This window comes from Frigoribacterium salinisoli, assembly GCF_054781095.1.
In genome coordinates, this window is the sequence record NZ_BAAGVB010000004.1 from 233,886 (window position 1) to 250,548 (window position 16,663).

15 protein-coding genes are annotated in these 16,663 nt (G+C 73.7%); 11 read left to right on the forward strand and 4 right to left on the reverse strand.

Features of this window, described 5'->3' with window-relative positions; genetic code table 11:
* Positions 1 to 50 precede the first annotated feature (50 nt).
* The 11 genes from ACYVHQ_RS11060 (at position 51) to ACYVHQ_RS11110 (ending at position 11,544) form a co-directional block, all read left to right on the forward strand.
* Entirely contained in the window at positions 51 to 1,172 is a 1,122-nt protein-coding gene (locus tag ACYVHQ_RS11060; protein ID WP_460512960.1) for a mannose-1-phosphate guanylyltransferase, read from the forward strand.
* A 76-nt stretch (positions 1,173 to 1,248) separates the two neighbouring features.
* On the forward strand, positions 1,249 to 2,334 hold the full coding sequence (locus ACYVHQ_RS11065; protein ID WP_460512962.1) for a BMP family lipoprotein: 1,086 nt from the start codon (positions 1,249 to 1,251) through the stop codon (positions 2,332 to 2,334).
* Between the two features lie 185 nt (positions 2,335 to 2,519).
* Complete coding sequence (locus ACYVHQ_RS11070) at positions 2,520 to 3,599, forward strand: BMP family lipoprotein (protein WP_460512964.1); 1,080 nt, start codon at positions 2,520 to 2,522, stop codon at positions 3,597 to 3,599.
* 151 nt (positions 3,600 to 3,750) lie between these two features.
* The gene (locus ACYVHQ_RS11075) at positions 3,751 to 5,271 is read left to right on the forward strand and encodes an ABC transporter ATP-binding protein (RefSeq protein WP_460512966.1); all 1,521 of its coding nucleotides are present in this window, start codon (positions 3,751 to 3,753) and stop codon (positions 5,269 to 5,271) included.
* Positions 5,268 to 6,536, forward strand: coding sequence for an ABC transporter permease (locus ACYVHQ_RS11080; protein WP_460512969.1), 1,269 nt, complete (start codon positions 5,268 to 5,270; stop codon positions 6,534 to 6,536). Before ACYVHQ_RS11075 ends, ACYVHQ_RS11080 begins: the two co-directional genes overlap by 4 nt.
* Entirely contained in the window at positions 6,533 to 7,822 is a 1,290-nt protein-coding gene (locus ACYVHQ_RS11085; protein WP_460512971.1) for an ABC transporter permease, read from the forward strand. The genes ACYVHQ_RS11080 and ACYVHQ_RS11085 overlap by 4 nt, the downstream gene beginning before the upstream one ends.
* The gene (locus ACYVHQ_RS11090; RefSeq protein WP_460512973.1) at positions 7,819 to 8,256 is read left to right on the forward strand and encodes a cytidine deaminase; all 438 of its coding nucleotides are present in this window, start codon (positions 7,819 to 7,821) and stop codon (positions 8,254 to 8,256) included. The genes ACYVHQ_RS11085 and ACYVHQ_RS11090 overlap by 4 nt, the downstream gene beginning before the upstream one ends.
* A 97-nt stretch (positions 8,257 to 8,353) precedes the next feature.
* The gene (locus tag ACYVHQ_RS11095; protein ID WP_460512975.1) at positions 8,354 to 9,649 is read left to right on the forward strand and encodes a thymidine phosphorylase; all 1,296 of its coding nucleotides are present in this window, start codon (positions 8,354 to 8,356) and stop codon (positions 9,647 to 9,649) included.
* A gap of 55 nt (positions 9,650 to 9,704) precedes the next feature.
* Positions 9,705 to 10,832 (forward strand): adenosine deaminase, encoded by a 1,128-nt coding sequence (locus ACYVHQ_RS11100; protein WP_460512977.1) that lies wholly within the window; start codon positions 9,705 to 9,707, stop codon positions 10,830 to 10,832.
* A complete protein-coding gene (locus ACYVHQ_RS11105; protein WP_460512979.1) occupies positions 10,829 to 11,275 on the forward strand; it encodes a PTS sugar transporter subunit IIA in 447 nt (148 codons plus the stop codon). The genes ACYVHQ_RS11100 and ACYVHQ_RS11105 overlap by 4 nt, the downstream gene beginning before the upstream one ends.
* Positions 11,272 to 11,544, forward strand: a complete 273-nt coding sequence (locus tag ACYVHQ_RS11110) for a PTS sugar transporter subunit IIB (protein WP_460512981.1) — start codon at positions 11,272 to 11,274, stop codon at positions 11,542 to 11,544. Before ACYVHQ_RS11105 ends, ACYVHQ_RS11110 begins: the two co-directional genes overlap by 4 nt.
* A 66-nt stretch (positions 11,545 to 11,610) precedes the next feature.
* Here the strand turns inward: ACYVHQ_RS11110 and ACYVHQ_RS11115 are convergent, their stop codons facing one another.
* The 4 genes from ACYVHQ_RS11115 to ACYVHQ_RS11130 form a co-directional block, all read right to left on the reverse strand.
* Positions 11,611 to 13,281 carry a phospho-sugar mutase gene (locus tag ACYVHQ_RS11115; protein ID WP_460512983.1) on the reverse strand — a complete coding sequence of 557 codons (1,671 nt, stop codon included), beginning with the start codon at positions 13,279 to 13,281 and terminating at the stop codon, positions 11,611 to 11,613.
* Positions 13,278 to 14,111 carry a purine-nucleoside phosphorylase gene (locus ACYVHQ_RS11120; RefSeq protein WP_460512985.1) on the reverse strand — a complete coding sequence of 278 codons (834 nt, stop codon included), beginning with the start codon at positions 14,109 to 14,111 and terminating at the stop codon, positions 13,278 to 13,280. Before ACYVHQ_RS11120 ends, ACYVHQ_RS11115 begins: the two co-directional genes overlap by 4 nt.
* Before the next feature lie 25 nt (positions 14,112 to 14,136).
* The gene (locus ACYVHQ_RS11125) at positions 14,137 to 15,894 is read right to left on the reverse strand and encodes an acetyl/propionyl/methylcrotonyl-CoA carboxylase subunit alpha (RefSeq protein ID WP_460512987.1); all 1,758 of its coding nucleotides are present in this window, start codon (positions 15,892 to 15,894) and stop codon (positions 14,137 to 14,139) included.
* 77 nt (positions 15,895 to 15,971) lie between these two features.
* Positions 15,972 to 16,640: a Maf family protein gene (locus ACYVHQ_RS11130; RefSeq protein WP_460512989.1), complete on the reverse strand. Its 669-nt coding sequence runs from the start codon at positions 16,638 to 16,640 to the stop codon at positions 15,972 to 15,974.
* Positions 16,641 to 16,663: the final 23 nt, after the last annotated feature.

Consider the following 16,663-nt stretch of genomic DNA (forward strand, 5'->3'; position numbering starts at 1 on the left):
CGGTCCGACCGTGCCCCTGCCGGTCGGCACCGCGTCGCTACAGTGGCGGGATGACGACCTCCCAGGACGCCCTCGGCCGGTTCTACAGCGTGATCCCCGCCGGCGGCATCGGGTCGCGGCTGTGGCCGCTGAGCCGCGCCGACGCCCCCAAGTTCCTGCACGACCTCACCGGCAGCGGGTCGACCCTCCTGCGCGGCACCTGGGACCGGCTCGCCCCGCTCAGCGGCGACCAGCGGATCATGGTCGTCACCGGCCGCGCGCACCGGGCCGCCGTCGAGGCGCAGCTGCCCGACCTGGCCGACCACAACGTCGTGCTCGAGAGCGAGCCGAAGGACAGCACGGCCGCCATCGGCCTCGCCGCCGCGGTGCTCCGTCGGCGCGAGCCCGACGTGATCGTCGGCTCCTTCGCCGCTGACCACGTCATCGCCGACGTGCGCGGGTTCCACCGTTCGGTGCGCGAGGCCGTGGCGGCGGCGGACGCCGGGTGGATCGCCACGATCGGCATCACCCCGACCGAGCCCGCCATCGGCTTCGGCTACGTCCACGCGGGGGAGCAGCTGGGCATCGAGGGCGCCCCCACCGCCATGACGGCGCGCGAGTTCGTCGAGAAGCCCGTGCTGGCGAAGGCCAAGCGCTACCTCGCGGACGGCTCGTACCTCTGGAACGGCGGCATGTTCATCAGTCGCGCGGATCGCCTCCTGGAGGAGATCGGCCGGTCGCGGCCCGAGCTGCTCGCGGGCCTCGAGGAGCTCGCCGACGCCTGGGACACCTCGCGACGCGGCGCCGTCGTCGACGCGGTCTGGCCCCGGCTCGAGAAGATCGCCATCGACTACACGGTCGCCGAGCCCGCGGCGGCGGCCGGGCGCCTCGCCGTCGTGCCCGGCGACTTCGACTGGGACGACGTCGGCGACTTCGCCTCGATCGCCAAGCTGCACTCGGGCGGGCGCACGCGCGACCTGGCCATCCTCGGTGCCGACGCGCGCGTGCTCGCCGACGCCTCGAGCGGGATCGTCGTGGCCAACAGCGGCCGGCTCATCTCGCTCGTCGGGGTCCGCGACATCGTCGTCGTCGACACCCCCGACGCCCTGCTCGTGACCACCACGCACGACGCCCAGCGCGTCAAGAGCGTCGTCGACTCGCTCAAGCTCAGCGGCAGCACCGACGTGCTCTGACCGGGGGCCGGCGGCCGGAGGTCACGCTCGCGTCACGCTCCTGCGCCGGGCGCCCGCGCGCTGCCATGATGACCGGATGACCCACCTCCGACGCCGTCGTCCCTCGCCCGTCCGCGCCTCCGGGGCGGCCCTCCTCGGCACGGCCCTCCTGCTCGCGGGCTGTGCCAGCGCCCCGACGGACGACGGGGCGGGCGCGCCCGGGGCGACCGTCGCCTCCTGCGCCCGCATGGTCACCAACTCGGGCGGGCTCGAGGACCGCTCCTTCAACCAGTCCTCGTGGGCGGGGCTGCAGGCGGCCGAGGCCGACGGCGTCGCCGCCGAGGTGCTCGTCTCGACGACCGAGAACGACCTCGCGCCCAACGTGCGGCAGGCGGTCGACAGCGGCTGCGGGTTCGTGCTCACGGTGGGCTACGAGCTCGCCGCGGCCACCGAGGAGCAGGCCGCGGCGCACCCCGACGTCGACTTCGCCATCGTGGACGAGGCCGTCGAGGCCGAGAACGTCAAGCCGATCCTCTTCGACACCGCCCAGGCGGCCTACCTGGCGGGCTACGTCGCCGCGGGCGTGAGCGAGAGCCACGTCGTCGCCACCTTCGGCGGCGGCAACCAGCCGCCCGTCACCCTCTTCATGGACGGCTTCGAGCAGGGCGTCGCGGCCCACGACGAGGCGCACGGCACGAGCACGACGCTGCTCGGCTGGGACCAGGAGGCGCAGGACGGCTCGTTCACGGGCGACTTCGAGGACGTCGCGAAGGGCCGGCAGCAGGCGCAGGCGCTCATCGACCAGGGAGCCGACGTGATCATGCCCGTCGCCGGCCAGGTGGGCGAGGGAGCCGCCTCCGCCGCGCTCGACGCCGGGGGCGTGAGCATCGTCTGGGTGGACAACGACGGGTACGAGACGCTGCCGGAGCAGTACCGGCCGATCCTGCTGACCAGCGTGCTCAAGGACACCGAGGCCGCCGTCCGCGAGATCGCCGTCGCCTCGCAGGAGGGCTCGTTCGACCCGGAGCCCTACGTCGGCACGCTCGAGAACGGCGGGGTCGGGATCGCGCCGTTCCACGACCTCGAGGACCGCGTCGGCACGGAGCTCGCCGCCGAGGTCGACGAGCTCCAGGAGCGGATCGCGAGCGGCGAGCTGCGCGTGACGTCGCCGAGCGCGCCCTGACGGACCGGTCCGCCCCTCCTGCCCCGCGCGGGGCGCACGTTTCGGGCGTGTGACGAGCGGGTCGCAGCTCGGCAACGATGCCGGGTCGTGACCTCCGGGCGGTCGTGCGCGGCCCCGGCCTGTGGGTACCCTGCTGCCATACGTGCCCGGCGCCCCCTCGTCGGGCAGCACCTTGGAGGAACTCTGTGAACACCACTGCGCGCAAGGCCGTCCTGTCCGGCCTCGCCCTCGCGAGCACCGCCGCGATCCTGACCGGCTGTGCCTCGGCCCCCGAGGGCGACAACGCCTCGGGCGGCTCCGGCGGCAGCGACTTCGTCCCCTGCATGGTCTCCGACCAGGGCGGGTTCGACGACAAGTCGTTCAACCAGCTCGGCTTCGAGGGCCTGAACGAGGCCGCCGACGAGCTCGGCGCCGAGGCCAAGACCGTCCAGTCGGCCGACGACACCGTCTACCAGGCCAACCTCGACAACCTGGTCGGCCAGGGCTGCGAGCTCATCGTCACGGTGGGCTTCCTGCTCGCCGACGCGACGGGCGTGGCCGCCGAGGCCCACCCCGACGTGAACTTCGCCACGATCGACGACGCGTCGAACACGGGCGACAACGTCCGCCCGATCACCTTCAACACCTCCGAGGCCGCGTTCCTCGCCGGCTACGCGGCCGCGAGCTACTCGAAGACGGGCGTCGTGGGCACCATGGGCGGGGCGCAGATCCCGACCGTGACGATCTTCATGGACGGCTACTACGACGGCGTCCAGTACTACAACGAGCAGAAGGACGCCGACGTCCAGGTCGTCGGCTGGGACGTCGACGAGGCCACGGGCACCTTCACGGGCGGCTTCGAGGCCGGCACGCAGGCCAAGGCCAGCGCGCAGACCCTGATCGACCAGGACGCCGACGTCATCATGGCCGTGGGCGGCCCCATCTACCAGAGCGCCGCCGAGGCGATCCGCGACTCCGGCGAGGACATCGTCATGGTCGGCGTCGACAGCGACCTCTACGTCAGCGACGAGGCCAACCAGGACCTCATGCTCACGAGCGTGCTCAAGGGCATCAAGCAGGCCACGAACGACGTCGTCACCGAGGCGGCCGAGGGCTCCTTCACGAACGAGCCCTACGTCGGCACGCTCGAGAACGAGGGCGTGGGCCTGGCCCCGTTCCACGACTACGAGAGCGAGGTCGACCCCGGCCTGCAGGACGAGCTCGACGCCATCGAGCAGGGCATCATCGACGGCGACATCGAGGTGAAGACCTCCTCGGGCGAGTAGTCGCCCCACCCGCATCGTCTACGATCGATGCACCAGGGCCCGGAGCGCGCGGTCACGTGCCGCCGCTCCGGGCCCTCACCACGCCGGTCGCCGGTCCACCCCGCGCTGCCGAGCACCCGCACAGCACCCACACCCGAGGTGACACCACACGATGAAGCTCGAACTCCGGGGCATCACGAAGCGCTTCGGCGCGCTCACCGCCAACGACCACATCAGCCTCACGGTCGAGCCCGGCGAGATCCACTGCCTGCTCGGCGAGAACGGCGCCGGCAAGTCCACGCTCATGAACGTGCTCTACGGCCTCTACCAGGCCGACGAGGGCGAGATCCTCCTGGACGACGTCGTCCAGGCGTTCTCGGGCCCGGGCGACGCCATGGCCGCCGGCATCGGCATGGTCCACCAGCACTTCATGCTCGTGCCCGTCTTCACGGTCGCCGAGAACGTCATGCTCGGCCACGAGCAGACGAAGGCCGGGGGCCGCCTCGACCTCGCCGCCGCCCGCGCGACGGTGCGCGAGATCTCGGCGCGCTTCGGCTTCGACGTCGACCCCGACGCGCGCGTCGAGGACCTCCCCGTCGGCGTGCAGCAGCGCGTGGAGATCATCAAGGCGCTCTCCCGCGACGCCCAGGTGCTCGTCTTCGACGAGCCCACCGCGGTGCTCACCCCGCAGGAGACCGACGAGCTCATGGGCATCATGCGGCAGCTGCGCGAGGCGGGGACCGCCATCGTCTTCATCACGCACAAGCTGCGCGAGGTGCGCGAGGTCGCCGACCGCATCACGGTCGTCCGGCTCGGCAAGGTCGTCGGCGAGGCCGTGCCCACGGCGACCAACTCCGAGCTCGCCGCGCTCATGGTCGGCCGCTCGGTCGAGCTGACGGTGCAGAAGGCCCCCGCGGTCCCCGGCGAGGACGCCCTCGTCGTCGAGGGGCTGCGCGTCGTCGACCAGGTCGGCCAGGTCGTCGTGGACGACGTGTCGTTCACGGTCCGTCGCGGCGAGATCCTCGCCGTGGCCGGCGTGCAGGGCAACGGCCAGACCGAGCTCACCGAGGCGCTGCTCGGCCTGCAGGACCGCGTCGAGGGGCGCGTCACGCTCGACGGCCGCTCGCTCGTCGGCCGCAGCGTGCGCCAGGTGCTCGACGCGGGCGTGGGCTTCGTGCCCGAGGACCGCAACGAGGACGGCCTCGTCGGCGAGTTCACGGTCGCCGAGAACCTCATGCTCGACCGATCGCAGTCCGGTCCCTTCGTGACGCGCGGGTCGCTCCGCCTGGGCGAGCTCGCCGCCTTCGCCACCGAGAAGGTGCGCGAGTTCGACATCCGCACCCAGGGCATCACCACCCCGGCCGGTCGGCTCTCCGGCGGCAACCAGCAGAAGGTGGTCCTCGCGCGCGAGCTCAGCCGCGACCTGCGCCTCTTCGTCGCCGCCCAGCCCACGCGCGGCATCGACGTCGGCTCGATCGAGTTCGTGCACAAGCGCATCGTCGAGACGCGCGACCAGGGCGTGCCCGTCATCGTCGTCTCGACCGAGCTCGACGAGGTCGTCGCGCTCGCCGACCGCATCGCCGTGATGTACCGCGGCGGCATCGTCGGCATCGTGCCGGCCGACACCCCCCGCGACGTGCTGGGGCTCATGATGGCTGGCGAGATGCCGCAGGGAACGGAGCAGGCAGCGTGACCGACGCCACCACCACGACCACCCCGACGACGCCCCCCGGGCGCGCGGGCGACGAGCAGGGCGGGTCGCGCGGGTCGCGCCTGCTCCGCGAGCTGACGACGGGCAACGCCGCGATCTCGGTCCTGGCCGTCGTGCTCGCGCTGATCGTCAGCGGCGTGCTCATCGCCGCGACCGACCCCGACGTGCAGACCACCGCCGGGTACCTCTTCGCCCGACCGAGCGACTTCCTCCAGGCCCTCGGCGACGCCGTGGGCGGGGCGTACTCGTCGCTCTTCCAGGGCTCGGTCTACAACTTCCGCGTGGACGGCTTCGCGGCGGGCATCCGCCCGCTCACCGAGACGCTCAACTACTCCGTGCCGCTCATCGCCGCCGGGCTGGGCGTCGCCGTCGCGTTCCGCGTCGGCCTGTTCAACATCGGCGCGCGCGGCCAGATCCTCATCGCGGCGGCGGCCGCGGGCTGGGTCGGCTTCTCGTTCGAGCTGCCGGCGGGCGTGCACCTCGTGCTCGCGCTCCTCGCGGGCGTCGCAGGAGGCGCGATCTGGGGCGGCATCGTCGGCCTGCTCAAGGCGCGCACCGGCGCCCACGAGGTGATCCTCACGATCATGCTCAACTACATCGCGTTCTACCTGATCTCGTACCTGCTGCGCACCCCGGGCCTCCTGCAGGCCGAGGGCAGCAACAACCCGAAGTCGCCCGCCACGCTCGAGACCGCGATCCTGCCCGGCCTGTTCGGCAGCGGCTACAACCTCGACCTCGGCTTCGTGGTCGTGATCCTGCTCACGGTGGCCGTGTGGTGGCTGCTGTCCCGCTCGACGCTGGGCTTCCGCTTCCGTGCCGTCGGGGAGAACCCGCACGCGGCGCGCACTGCGGGCATGAACGTCAAGAACGTCTACCTCTACGCCATGCTCATCTCGGGCGGCCTCGCCGGGGTCGCCGGCTCGACCCAGGTGCTCGGCACCCTCACGACGGGCTTCAGCTCGGGCATCGACGCGGGCATCGGCTTCGACGCGATCACCGTCGCGCTGCTCGGCCGTTCTCGCCCGTGGGGCGTGTTCGGCGCCGGGCTGCTCTTCGGCGCCCTCAAGGCGGGCGGGTACTCGATGCAGGCCGCCAACGGCGTGCCGATCGACATCGTGCTCGTCGTCCAGTCCCTCATCGTGCTGTTCGTCGCGGCCCCGCCGCTCGTGCGCAGCATCTTCCGCCTGCCGACGCCCGGCGCCCGCCGGGCCACGCCCTCGACCAAGGAGGCGGTGGTCACCAAGTGAGCACCCTCACCCCCGACACCACGGTGCCGTCGACGCCCTCCGGGCAGCTCGCCACGGCGCGGACCCGCAGCCTCAAGGCGCCGATCGGCTTCGCGGCCTTCACCGTCGTCGCCGCCGTGCTCTTCCTCGGGCTGCGCCGCGAGGGCGACAGCACCTTCCGGCTCTCCACCCCGTCGGACTTCTTCGCCCTGCCCGACGCCGTCCTGCCCGCCGCGGGCACGGGCGTCGTGCTCACGGTCGTCCTCGCCGCGCTCACGGCCCTCGCCGTCGCGCGGACCGTCCGCTACCGTCGCGTGCCGGTGTGGCTGGTCGCCGTGTTCGGCGTGCTCTTCCTGGTGGGGTTCCTCACCTGGACGAGCGCGGGCTCGACGATCCCGGTGCCGGGCCTCCTGCTCGGTGCGCTCGCGCTGAGCACGCCGCTCATCTTCGGGGCGCTCGGCGGCGTCATCTCGGAGCGCGTGGGCGTCGTCAACGTGGCGATCGAGGGCCAGCTGCTGGCGGGGGCCTTCGTCTCGGCGCTCGTGGCGTCGATCACCGGTTCGGCCGTCGTCGGGCTGCTCTCGGCCATGATCGCGGGCGTGCTCGTGTCGATGGTGCTCGCGGTCTTCAGCATCCGCTACATCGTCGACCAGGTCATCGTCGGCGTCGTGCTCAACGTGCTCGTCACGGGCCTGACGAGCTTCCTGTACTCGCAGGTCCTCACGAAGGACTCCTCGCTGACGCAGGGCATCCGGTTCCCGCAGCTGCCGGTCCCTGGGCTCAGCCAGATCCCGATCCTGGGGCCGGTCTTCTTCCGGCAGACGATCATCGTCTACCTCATGTACGTCGCCATCGCCGTCGTGCTCTTCGCGCTGTTCCGCACCCGGTGGGGCCTGCGCCTCCGCGCGGTGGGCGAGCACCCGGCCGCCGCCGACACGGTGGGCATCAAGGTGAACGCCACCCGGTTCTGGAACGTGTCGCTCGCCGGCGCCATCGCCGGCCTCGGCGGGGCCTACTTCACGCTCGGCTCGCTGGGCAACTTCCAGAAGGAGATGACCGCCGGTGCGGGGTTCATCGCCCTCGCCGCGGTGATCTTCGGCCGCTGGGACCCGGTCCGGGCGACCCTCGCGGCCCTCCTGTTCGGGTTCGCGTCGAACCTGCAGAACGTGCTCGGCGCCATCGGCTCGCCGGTGCCGAGCGAGTTCATGCTCATGCTCCCGTACGTCGTGACCATCTTCGCCGTCGCCGGCCTCGTCGGGCAGTCGAGGGGCCCCGCGGCCTCCGGCAAGCCGTACCTGAAGTCGTGACCGCGCCCGACCTCGCCGACGTCGTCGGCACGACCGACTGGGACGCCCTCCGTGGGGCGGCCCGGGCCGCCATGGCGAAGGCGTACGTGCCGTACTCGCGGTTCCCCGTCGGGGCGGCGGCGATCACGACCGACGGCCGCGTCGTCTCGGGCTGCAACGTCGAGAACGCCTCGTACGGCGTCACGCTCTGCGCCGAGTGCTCGCTCGTCAGCGACCTCGTCATGGGCGGCGGCGGCAAGCTCGTCGCCTTCGCCTGCGTCGACGGCGACGGCGGCGTGCTCATGCCCTGCGGCCGCTGCCGCCAGCTGCTCTACGAGCACAGCGACGCGCGCATGGTGCTCGACACCGTGAGCGGGTTCCGCGGCATCGACGAGGTGCTCCCCGACGCCTTCGGGCCGCGCCAGCTCGAGGCGTACCGAGCCCAGCACGACTGAGCGGCCGGGGCACCGTCCCCGTGCCGCGACCCCCGGCCCCCGGCCCCCGGCGGCACCCCGTCGGCGGTCGTCCACCGCACCACCGCTAGGAGACCCCGTGACCGAGACCACCGTCGAGCCCTTCGACACCGTCGACCTCATCCGCGTGAAGCGCAGCGGGGGGAGCCTCAGCACCGCCCAGATCGATTGGCTGGTCGAGGCGTACACCCGGGGCTACGTCGCCGACGAGCAGATGTCGGCCCTCACGATGGCGATCTTCCTCAACGGCATGGAGCGCCGCGAGATCCGCGACCTCACCCTCGCGATGATCGCCACGGGCGAGCGCATGGACTTCTCGGGCCTGGGCAAGACCACGGTCGACAAGCACTCCACGGGCGGGGTGGGCGACAAGATCACCCTGCCCCTGGCCCCCCTGGTCGCGTCCTTCGGCGTCGCCGTGCCGCAGCTGTCGGGCCGCGGCCTCGGGCACACGGGCGGCACGCTCGACAAGCTCGAGAGCATCCCCGGCTGGCAGGCCCAGCTCACGAACGACAGGATGCGCGCCATCATGGCCGACAGCGGCGCGGTCGTCTGTGCGGCCGGCTCGGGCCTCGCCCCCGCCGACAAGAAGCTCTACGCGCTGCGCGACATCACGGGCACCGTCGAGGCGATCCCGCTCATCGCCTCGAGCATCATGAGCAAGAAGATCGCGGAGGGCACCGCCGCGCTCGTCCTCGACGTCAAGTTCGGCTCGGGCGCGTTCCTGCAGGACATCGAGCAGTCCCGTGAGCTGGCCCGCACCATGGTCGACCTCGGCAAGGACGCGGGCGTCGCCACGACCGCGCTGCTGACCGACATGGGCGTCCCGCTCGGCCTCACCATCGGCAACGCCCTCGAGGTGCGCGAGTCGGTCGAGGTGCTCGCCGGCGGCGGTCCCGCCGACGTGCGCGAGCTCACCGTGGCGCTCGCCCGGGAGATGCTCACGCTGGCCGGTCGCCCGGACGCCGACGTCGAGGCGGCCCTGGACGACGGCCGCGCGATGGACGCCTGGAAGGCCATGATCCGCGCCCAGGGCGGCGACCCCGACGCCGCGCTCCCGACGGCCGCGCACTCGCACGTCGTCACCGCCGACGCCACGGGGTACCTCACCGAGCAGCAGGCCCTGCCGTTCGGCATCGCCGCGTGGCGCCTCGGAGCCGGCCGTGCGCGTCAGCAGGACCCGGTGCAGGCCGGGGCGGGCATCGAGCTGCACGCCAAGCCCGGCGACCGGGTCACCGCGGGGCAGCCCCTCTTCACGCTGCACACCGACGAGCCGGGCCGCTTCGAGCGCGCCCTCGAGTCGGTCGAGGGAGCCTGGGCCGTCGGCGACGTCGCCCCCGAGCGCGGCGCGCTCGTCGTCGACCGCATCTCCTGACCCTCGTGGGGCGGCGCCCGGGTCGCCCCACCGCGGCCGAGTAGGATCGGTGCCCATGAGCGCTCCCGACAAGGACTACCGTCTGCCGAACGGGGGCCCGAGCATCGTCGCCCTGCCGAAGGTCTCGTTGCACGACCACCTCGACGGCGGGCTGCGACCCGGCACCGTGCTCGAGCTGGCCGACGCGGTGGGCGTGGCGCTGCCCGCGTCCGACGCGGACGCCCTCGGCGCGTGGTTCGTCGAGCGGGCCGACTCGGGGTCGCTCCCCGCGTACCTCGAGACGTTCGACCTGACGGTGGGCGTGCTGCAGACGGAGGACGCCCTGCGCCGGGCCGCGCGCGAGTTCGCCCTCGACCTCGCCGCCGACGGCGTGCTGCACGGCGAGGTGCGCTGGGCGCCCGAGCAGCACCTCCGCGGCGGCGCCTCGCTCGACGCCGTCGTCGAGGCCGTGCAGGCGGGCTTCGACGACGCGGTCGTCGAGCTCGCCGACCGCGGGCACGACCTCTCGGTCGGCCAGGTCCTCTCGGCCATGCGGCAGGGCGACCGCGCGACCGAGATCGCGCGGCTCGCGGTGCGGCACCGTGACCGCGGCGTCCTCGGCTTCGACATCGCCGGGCCCGAGGAGGGCTTCGCGCCGGCGCGGCACCGCGAGGCCTTCGACCTGCTGGCGCAGGAGTTCCTCCCGGTCACGGTCCACGCCGGCGAGGCCGCCGGGCTGGACAGCATCCGCGGGGCCCTCCTCGACGGCCGGGCGCTGCGCCTCGGCCACGGCGTCCGGCTCGCGGAGGACGTCCGCGTCGTCACGACGGGACCGGACCGCACGACCGTCGAGCTCGGGCCGATCGCCTCCTGGGTGCGCGACCGCGAGATCGCGCTGGAGCTGGCCCCGAGCTCGAACCTGCAGACCGGGGCGATCGCGGCGTGGGGGAGCGACCTCGACGACCACCCCTTCGACCTGCTGCACCAGCTCGGCTACCGGGTGACGGTCAACACCGACAACCGGCTCATGAGCGGCACGAGCCTGAGCCGGGAGCTCGCCCTGCTCGTGCAGGCCTTCGACTACGACCTCGACGACCTCGAGGCCTTCCAGCTGCACGCGGCCGCCGCCGCGTTCCTGCCCCTGGAGGAGCGCGACGACCTGGCGGACCGCATCGCCGCCGCTTTCGCGGAGGTGCGCGCGTGACGCTCCCGGCACTGCCCGACGCCGCCGTCGTGATCGGCGCCCGCGTGGACGACTGGCGCGGCGCCGTGCGGGCGGCCGGCGACGCGCTGACGGCGAGCGGCGCGACGCTGCCCGGGTACTCCGACGAGATGGTCCGCATGATCGAGGAGCACGGCCCCTACGTGGTCATCGCCCCCGGGCTGGTCCTGGCGCACGCCCGCCCCGGCGACGCCGTGCTCGCGGACGGCCTGGCCGTGGTGACCCTCGCGGGGCCGATCGCCTTCGGGCACCCCCACAACGACCCCGTGAGCGTCGTGCTCGCCCTCTGCGTGGCGACGGTCGGCGGGCACCTCGAGTCCGTCGCCGACATCGCCAACGTGTTCAACGACGCCGCGGTGATCCCGGCGCTCGCCCGTGCGACCTCGGCCGACGAGGTCCGACGACTCCTAGGAGCGACCCCGTGAAGATCGTCACCATCTGCGGCGCCGGCATCGGCTCCAGCGGCATCCTCAAGGTCAACGCCGAGCGCGTGCTCCAGCGCCTCGACATCGAGGCCGACGTCGTCGCCGCCGACGTGCGCTCGATCGCCGAGGTGGCCGCCGACGCCCAGGTGATCCTCACCTCGGCCGAGTTCGTCGACGCCATCGGCGACACCTTCGCCGAGGTCGTCGTCGTGCGGAACCACTTCGACCAGCAGGAGCTCGCCGAGAAGCTCGAGCGCGCCCTCGGCTGACGCCCCGCGGCGCGACGACGGCGCCCCTCCGACGACCAGGTCGTCGGAGGGGCGCCGTCTGCCGGTCTAGGCCAGCAGGGCGCGGGCGCCGGCCTCGAGGTCGGCCACGGCGGCCTCGGCGGTCGCCCGTCGCGTCGCGGCGTCGCCCTCGGTGCTGGAGGCGTCGACGTAGACCTTGAGCTTGGGCTCGGTGCCGCTGGGGCGGACGACGACACGGGACCCGTCGGTGGTCCACAGCCGCAGCACGTCGCTGGGGGCGAACTCGTCGGAGCCCTCGCGGAGGTCGTCCGTGCGGTCGACCGCACGGCTGCCGACGTGGGTCGGCGGGGACTCGCGCAGGCGGGCCATGAGCTCGTCGATGCGGCGCAGGTCGGTGACGCGGATCGACACCTGCGACGAGGCGAACGCGCCGAAGCGCTCGTCGAAGGCCACGAGGCGCTCCGAGATCGACGAGCCGGCGTCGTGCAGCTCGGTGGCGAGGGCGAGCAGGTCGACGGCCGCCGAGATGCCGTCCTTGTCGCGGACCACCTGCGGGTCGACGAGGTAGCCGAGGGCCTCCTCGTAGCCGTAGAGGAGCCCGTCCACGCGGGAGACCCACTTGAAGCCGGTGAGGGTGTCGACGTGGTCGAGACCGTGCTGGCGGGCGACCTCGCGCAGGGCGGGCGAGGACACGATGCTCGCGGCGAGGGCTCCGTGGCGACCGGCGGCCACGGCGCGCTCCGCGGCGCGCCAGCCGAGCAGCTGGCCGACCTCGTTCCCGCTCAGGCGACGCCAGCCGGTGGCGGTGGGAACGGCGACGGCCAGGCGGTCGGCGTCGGGGTCGTTGGCGACGACGAGGTCGGCGCCCACCCGTTCGGCCGTGGCGAACGCCAGGTCGAGCGCGCCGGGCTCCTCGGGGTTGGGGAACGCCACCGTCGGGAACGCCGGGTCGGGCGCGGCCTGCTCGGCGACGGGCACGGGCTCGCTGAAGCCGGCGCGGGCGAAGACGCGGCGAGCGACCTCCCAGCCGACGCCGTGCATCGCGGTGTGCACGACGCGGGGCTGCCGTAGGCGCGCGGCCGTGCCGGCCAGGGCGGCGGTGCGGTCGACGTAGGCGTCGACGACGTCCTCGCCCGCGGTGCGCCAGTCGTCGGCACGGGGCAGCTCGGCGACCGAGCCGCGGGCGGCCTCCTCGATGTGCCGGGCGATCTCGGCGTCGACGGGCGCCACGATCTGCGAACCGGCGTCCGCGCCGCCGAGGTACACCTTGTAGCCGTTGTCCGCCGCGGGGTTGTGGCTCGCCGTCACCATGACGCCCGCACTGGCGTCGAGGTGCCGCACCGCGAAGGCGAGCACGGGGGTCGGCAGGGCGCGGGGCAGGAGGGTCGCGGCGACGCCGGCGGCGGCCATGATCTCGACGGTGTCGCGCGCGAAGACGTCGCTGTTCGTGCGGCCGTCGTAGCCGACGACGATGCTGGGCCGCTCCTCGCGGCCGCGGAGGAACGCCGCGAACCCGGCGGCGGCCTGGGCGACCAGCACGCGGTTCATGCGCGTGGGACCGGCGCCCAGCTCGCCACGCAGCCCGGCGGTGCCGAACTGCAGGCGGCCGTCGAAGCGCTCGGCGAGCGCCGTGCGCGCCGCCTCGTCGTCGCCCCGCGCCGCCTCGAGCAGCCGGTCGAGCTCGTCGCGGGTGCGCGGGTCCGGGTCCTGGTCGCGCCAGGCCTCGGCCGCCGCGACGACGGCGTCGTGGCCGGTCACAGGGCCGCCACGATCCGGGCGAGCAGGTCGCTGATCACCGGCTCGGCGGCCTTGCCGGCCTCGAGCACCTCGGCGTGGCTGAGCGGCGTGGTCTGGATGCCGGCCGCGAGGTTCGTGATGAGCGACATGCCCAGGACCTCCATGCCGGCCTGTCGCGCCGCGATGGCCTCGAGCGCCGTCGACATGCCCACGATGTGGCCGCCCATGGCCTTCGCCATCCGCACCTCGGCGGGCGTCTCGTAGTGGGGCCCGCGGAACTGCGTGTAGACGCCCTCGTCGAGGCCCGGGTCGATCGAGCGGGCGACGTCGCGCAGGCGTGCCGAGTAGAGGTCGGTGAGGTCGATGAACGTGGCGCCCTCGAGGGGGCTGTCGGCGGTCAGGTTGAGGTGGTCGCTGATGAGGACCGGCTGCCCGGGGGTCCAGGTCTCCTTGATGCCGCCCGCGCCGTTCGTGAGGATCATCGTCGTCGCACCCGTGGCGGCCGCGGTGCGGACGCTGTGCACGACGCGACGGACGCCGTGGCCCTCGTAGTAGTGCGTGCGCGCGCCGATGACGAGCGCGTGCTTGCCGCTCGGGAGGGCGATGCTCCTGATCGAGCCGGTGTGGCCGACGACGGCGGAGGCGCTGAAGCCCGTGATGCGGGTGGCGGGCACCTCGGCGACGGTCTCGCCGACGAGGTCGGCCGCGGCGGCCCAGCCGCTGCCCAGGGTGAGGGCGATGTCGTGGCGGGCGACGCCGGTCTGCTCGGCGATCTCGGCGGCGGCGGTGCGGGCGACCTCGAACGGGTCGGCGGCCGGGTCGTCGAGGGGGTGGGGAGTGGTCTCGGACATGCCCCCACCCTACGGCCGCGGGGCGCTACGAGATGCTCAGCAGCACGTGCCCCGACGACACGGTCGCGCCGACGGCCGCGTCGATGCCGGTGACGGTGCCGTCCCGGTGCGCGGCGACGGGCTGCTCCATCTTCATGGCCTCGAGCACGAGCACGAGGTCGCCCTTGACGACGGCCTGGCCCTCCTCGACCGCGAGCTTCACGACCGTGGCCTGCATGGGCGAGACGACCTCGGCGCCCGTGGCGGTGACGGCGGCGCCCCGGCCCGAGCCGCGGCGGCGCGGGGCGGCGGCAGGAGGCGCGGACCGGCTGCCGAGGCCCGCCGGCAGCGAGACCTCGAGCCGGCGGCCGCCGACCTCGACGACGACCGTCTCGCGGGCCTGGGCGGCCCGGGGTGCCTCGGCCTCGCCGTCCCACGGCTCGACCGTGTTCTCGAACTCGGTCTCGATCCACCGGGTGTGGACGCTGAAGGGCGCGCCGTCGGCCGGAGCGAAGGCCGGGTCGTCGACCACGACGCGGTGGAACGGCAGCACGGTGGGCAGGCCCGCGACCTCGAACTCGGCGAGGGCGCGGCGCGAGCGCTCGAGGGCGTCGTCGCGGTCGGACCCGGTGACGACGAGCTTGGCGAGCAGCGAGTCGAAGGAGCCGCTGATCTCGTCCCCCGCCTGGACGCCGCTGTCGACGCGCACGCCGGGGCCGCCGGGTGCGGAGAAGACGTGGACGGGGCCGGGCGCGGGCATGAAGCCACGGCCGGCGTCCTCGCCGTTGATGCGGAACTCGAACGAGTGGCCGCGGGGCGCGGGGTCGTCGTAGTCGAGCACGCCGCCCTCGGCGAGGCGGAACTGCTCGCGCACGAGGTCGATGCCCGTGATCTCCTCGCTCACCGGGTGCTCGACCTGCAGGCGCGTGTTGACCTCGAGGAACGACACGGTGCCGTCACGCCCCACGAGGAACTCGCAGGTGCCCGCGCCCACGTAGCCGACCTCGCGCAGGATCGCCTTCGACGACGTGACCAGGGCCTCCTGCTGCTCGGCGGTCAGGAACGGCGCGGGCGCCTCCTCGACGAGCTTCTGGTGGCGACGCTGGAGCGAGCAGTCGCGGGTCGACACGACGACGACGGTGCCGTGCGCGTCGGCGAGGCACTGCGTCTCGACGTGCCGCGGCTGGTCGAGGTACTTCTCGACGAAGCACTCGCCGCGGCCGAAGGCGGCGACGGCCTCGCGGGTGGCGCTGTCGAACAGCTCGGGGACCTCCTCGCGGGTGCGGGCGACCTTGAGGCCGCGCCCGCCGCCACCGAACGCGGCCTTGATCGCGACGGGCAGGCCGTGCTGGTCGACGAACTCGAGGACCTCGTCGGCACCGGAGACGGGGTTGAGCGTGCCGGGCGCGAGGGGAGCGCCGACCTTCTCGGCGATGTGCCGCGCCGAGACCTTGTCGCCCAGCTGCTCGATCGCCTCGGGGGAGGGGCCGATCCAGGTCAGGCCGGCGGCGGTCACCGCGCGGGCGAAGTCGGCGTTCTCGGCGAGGAACCCGTAGCCGGGGTGGACGGCGTCGGCGCCCGAACGGCGCGCCACCGAGAGCAGCTTGTCGACGACGAGGTACGTCTCGGCGCTCGTCGTGCCCTCGAGGGCGTACGCCTCGTCGGCCAGGCGGACGTGCAGGGCGTCGCGGTCCTGGTCGGCGTAGACCGCGACGGAGCCGATCCCGGCGTCGCGGGCCGCCCGCACGATGCGGACGGCGATCTCTCCGCGGTTGGCGACCAGGACCTTCTCGATGCGCGACATGTCACCGAGCTTATGGGCACGTGGCGCTCCTCCCTTGGCTGCCGCGCACAAGAAATCGCGAGCCGTGCTGTCGCGACCTACAACGAGGCGGTCGCCCCGGGCGTCCAGAGCTCGTGCCAGCCGACGCCGAAGCCCCGCACCAGACGGCGCAGGTCGGGCACCGACAGGCCGACGACCGCGCTCGGCGTGCCCTCGATGTGCGAGATGAACGCCGCGGCCCGACCGTCGATCGTGAAGGCGCCGGCGACCTCGAGCGGCTCGCCCGTGGCCACGTACGCGACGAGCTCGTCGGGGTCGAGGTCGTCGGCGAAGGTGAGACGGGCGCTGGCCACGGCGCCGGCCGCCCCGCGCCTCCTGCCCCCGCGGTGGTCGACGAGCCAGTGCCCCGACCAGAGCGTGCCGCCGCCGATCTCGGCCATGCGGCGCCAGCGCTCGAGCGCCACCTCCGGGTCGTGCGGCTTGCCGTGCACCTCTCCGTCGAGCTCGAAGGCCGAGTCGCCGCCGAGCACGAGCCCGTCGAAGGGCGCCCCGTCGGTGCCGGCCCCGACGACCGCCTCGGCCTTGAGTCGAGCGAGCAGCTGCACCGTGGCGGCCGCGTCGAGCGGGGCGCCCGCGGCCGCCTCGGCCTCGGCGACGGCGGCCTCCTCGTCGACGCCGGGCGCCTGCAGCGACGGCTCGATGCCGGAGGCGCGGAGCAGGGCGAGGCGGGCGGGCGAGGTGCTGGCGAGCAGGAGGGGGACCGTCACCCGGTCAGCCTGTCAGACTCGGG

Bases quoted from the DNA above. Each gene is read 5' to 3' on its own strand.
- ACYVHQ_RS11060 (WP_460512960.1), top strand. From the start codon at position 51: ATGACGACCTCCCAGGACGCCCTCGGCCGGTTCTACAGCGTGATCCCC.
- ACYVHQ_RS11065 (WP_460512962.1), top strand. From the start codon at position 1,249: ATGACCCACCTCCGACGCCGTCGTCCCTCGCCCGTCCGCGCCTCCGGG.
- ACYVHQ_RS11075 (WP_460512966.1), top strand. From the start codon at position 3,751: ATGAAGCTCGAACTCCGGGGCATCACGAAGCGCTTCGGCGCGCTCACC.
- ACYVHQ_RS11100 (WP_460512977.1), top strand. From the start codon at position 9,705: ATGAGCGCTCCCGACAAGGACTACCGTCTGCCGAACGGGGGCCCGAGC.
- ACYVHQ_RS11120 (WP_460512985.1), bottom strand. From the start codon at position 14,111: ATGTCCGAGACCACTCCCCACCCCCTCGACGACCCGGCCGCCGACCCG.
- ACYVHQ_RS11125 (WP_460512987.1), bottom strand. From the start codon at position 15,894: ATGTCGCGCATCGAGAAGGTCCTGGTCGCCAACCGCGGAGAGATCGCC.